Origin of the sequence: uncultured Salegentibacter sp. (genome assembly GCF_963972535.1) — a bacterium.
In the GTDB taxonomy this organism is placed as follows: Bacteria; Bacteroidota; Bacteroidia; order Flavobacteriales; family Flavobacteriaceae; genus Salegentibacter.
Map to the genome: position 1 here is coordinate 1 of NZ_CAXAVR010000182.1, position 3,228 is coordinate 3,228.

General features: G+C 35.6%; 4 protein-coding genes. All 4 read left to right on the plus strand.

Annotated features, from left to right (window positions below; all coding sequences use genetic code 11):
• Nucleotides 1-212 precede the first annotated feature (212 nt).
• The 4 genes from AACZ30_RS13525 to raiA all read left to right on the plus strand — a co-directional run bounded on the left by AACZ30_RS13525 (nucleotide 213) and on the right by raiA (nucleotide 3,077).
• Nucleotides 213-1,382: an acyl-CoA dehydrogenase family protein gene (locus AACZ30_RS13525; RefSeq protein WP_339650015.1), complete on the plus strand. Its 1,170-nt coding sequence runs from the start codon at nucleotides 213-215 to the stop codon at nucleotides 1,380-1,382.
• A gap of 176 nt (nucleotides 1,383-1,558) precedes the next feature.
• Nucleotides 1,559-1,753, plus strand: coding sequence for a 30S ribosomal protein S21 (rpsU, locus tag AACZ30_RS13530; protein WP_037316435.1), 195 nt, complete (start codon nucleotides 1,559-1,561; stop codon nucleotides 1,751-1,753).
• Between the two features lie 99 nt (nucleotides 1,754-1,852).
• Entirely contained in the window at nucleotides 1,853-2,746 is an 894-nt protein-coding gene (locus AACZ30_RS13535; RefSeq protein ID WP_339650018.1) for a tyrosine-type recombinase/integrase, read from the plus strand.
• Between the two features lie 28 nt (nucleotides 2,747-2,774).
• On the plus strand, nucleotides 2,775-3,077 hold the full coding sequence (gene raiA / locus AACZ30_RS13540) for a ribosome-associated translation inhibitor RaiA (RefSeq protein ID WP_339650021.1): 303 nt from the start codon (nucleotides 2,775-2,777) through the stop codon (nucleotides 3,075-3,077).
• Nucleotides 3,078-3,228 lie beyond the last annotated feature (151 nt).

The window sequence follows — 3,228 nt, forward strand, 5'->3', positions numbered from 1 at the left end:
AAATTAGTTCTTTTGAAGAATTATCAAAAATAGAAAGTTTTCCTTCAGATAAAATCGATAGAATTCAATTATATTTGAGCTTAAATTGAATATTCGGAATTTTAGCTTACTTAAATATTTATCCGTGGATTAATTACTATAATAAAAATTGATTTTATTTTAGTGGCCCGGAAGTTTGCTTCCTTTCTAAATAAAAGAAAAAAGAAAATAGCATGAATACATTGTATTTTACCGAGGAACACGAGCTTTTTAGAAAGAGTTTTCAGGACTTTTTGCAAAAAGAAGTGGTGCCGCATATTGATAAATGGGAGAAATCTGGCACCATAGAGCGCTTTATCTGGAAGAAATTTGGTGAGATGGGCTATTTTGGCCTTAACCAACCTGAAGAATATGGTGGGATGAATCTTGATATATTCTATACGGTAATTTTTCTGGAAGAACTTCAAAAGATTAATAGCGGTGGTTTTGCTGCTGCTATGTGGGCCCACGCTTATTTAGCAATGACGCACGTGAATAAAGAAGGTGACGATGCAATTAAGAAAAAATATCTTACCCCAAGTATTGAAGGAGATAAAATAGGTTGTCTTTGTATCACCGAGCCTTTTGGTGGCTCTGATGTTGCCGGAATGCGAAGTACCGCGATTAAAAAAGGCGATAAATATATTCTAAACGGTTCCAAAACCTTTATTACCAACGGAGTTTATTCAGATTATTTAGTAGTTGCCGCCAAGACCGATCCTGATAAGGGAAATAAGGGGATGAGCATTTTTATTGTAGATAGGGAAACTCCAGGAATTTCGGCTTCAAAATTAGATAAACTGGGCTGGAGAGCTTCAGATACTGCAGAAATTGCTTTTGACGATGTTGAGATTCCTGCTGAAAATCTTATGGGTGAGGAAGGGAAAGGTTTCTCCTATATTATGCAGCACTTTGCTTTAGAGCGTTTAATTATGGGAATTAACGCCCACGCTCGTGCGGAATATGCCCTGGATTATACTTTAGGCTACATGGGCGAAAGAGAAGCATTTGGTAGAACCATAGATAAATTCCAGGCTTTAAGACATTCGGTAGCCGATATGGCCAGCGAAGTAGAAATGAATAAGGAATTCAATTATTCTATTGCAAAACGCCTTAATGACGGGCAATATGTGGTGAAAGAAGCCAGTATGTCTAAATTACTTTCAACAAAAATGGCCGATAAGGTTATTTACGACTGTTTGCAGATGCTGGGAGGTTATGGTTATATGGAAGATTATCCATTGGCAAGAATGTTTAGAGATAGCCGTCTAGGCCCAATTGGTGGTGGAACTTCAGAAATTCTTAGAGAGATTATCGCTAAAATGGTGATCGATAAAAAAGAATACAAGCCAGCGGCGAAGTAATCTTTTAGATTGACATTTTTGCGAAAATTCTACTTTTATTGCAAAGATGGTAATCGATAAAAAAGAATACAAACCAGCTGCGAAATAGCATTGAAAATAATTAAAATATTGGTTGTGGGTTCTTAGATTTAAATTATCTTTGCAGCCTATTTCTAAAGAAAGGGGGTGATGACACTATGTTAATAATACCAGTAAAAGACGGAGAAAATATTGATAGAGCGCTGAAGCGTTTTAAGAGAAAATTCGATAAAACCGGAACAATGCGCCAGCTGAGAAGCCGCCAGCATTTCACGAAACCTTCTGTTGCGAAGAGAGCTCAGGTTCAAAAAGCCGAGTACATTCAGCATTTGAGAGATCAGGAAGATATCTAGTAAAAAGATATAATCGAATTTTTCCGAAGCTATTCGGAAAAACAAATATAACTGTTGATAGATTAAAGTTTGCTAACTTTGTCTATCAACAGTTTTTTTATGCCCTTTTCCCAGTTTTTAGATTACCTGCAGTTGGAGAAAAAATACTCTCCCAATACGCTAACCGCTTATAAAACCGATTTAGAATCTTTTTCAGAATTTATTTTATTTGAGTTTGAAGAAAAAGAACTTAGTAAAGTTCATTATTCCCAAATTAGAAACTGGATTGTTTCATTGGTAGATCAGGGTGTATCTAATAGAAGTATTAACCGAAAGATTTCTTCTTTAAAAGCGTTCTACCGCTTTCTTCAAAAAACCGGCGATATAGAATTTTCTCCCCTCGCAAAACATACAGCTTTAAAAACTGCTTCTAAAATTCAGGTTCCATTTTCTGAAGCTGAAATAAGTCAGGTTTTGGAACAAATTGATATTTCAGATTTTGAAGGTTTGCGGGACCGGTTAATTGTAGAGCTTTTTTATACTACGGGAATGAGGCGTATTGAACTCATTGAAATTAAACTTCAGGATGTAGATTTGAGGGGGAAGTACGTTAAAGTGCTTGGTAAAAGACAAAAGGAAAGAATTATACCCTTATTGCCCGGCGTGATTTCTAATTTGGAAAATTATATAAGTAAACGAGCAGATTTGGTGAAAGGGCAGGAGGCATCCTATTTATTTGTAACTCAAAAAGGTATAAAATTATACGAAAGCCTTGTTTATAGAATTATTAATAATTATTTTAGTAAGGTGTCTGGCAAAATAAAAAGGAGTCCGCATATATTGCGGCACTCATTTGCTACACATTTATTGAACCAGGGCGCCAACCTAAACGCGGTAAAAGAATTACTTGGGCATTCCAGTCTTGCTGCCACGCAGGTATATACCCATAATAGTATTTCAGAACTTAGTAAAGTTCATCAAATGGCGCATCCCAGGAACAAAAAGACCAATTAAAATAATGTTTAATTAAATTCTACCGAAGATGAAAGTAAATGTGCAGTCCGTTAACTTCAATGCCGATCAAAAATTAGTTGATTTCATCCAACGCAAATTGGATAGGCTTGAAAATTATTACGATAAAATTATCTATGCTGATGTCTTTTTAAAAGTGCAGAATACAAGTGGAAAGGATAATAAGATTACCGAGGTTTTATTAAGTATCCCCGGCGGAGATATTATGGTAAAAAAAACCTGTAAGAAATTTGAAGAATGCGTAGATGAATGTGCTTCATCACTACAAAGACAGTTAATTAAACGCAAGGAAAAATTAAGTGCTCACGTTTAAATATTTTTTTTGCAGAATTGTTTTGTGAAAGGAATAATTTGTATACATTTGCAGTCCGTTAGAAATAGCGGACTTTTTTATGCTGAAAAAGTAGCGTAAAGGCCGATGTAGCTCAGCTGGCTAGAGCAGCTGATTTGTAATCAGCAGGTCG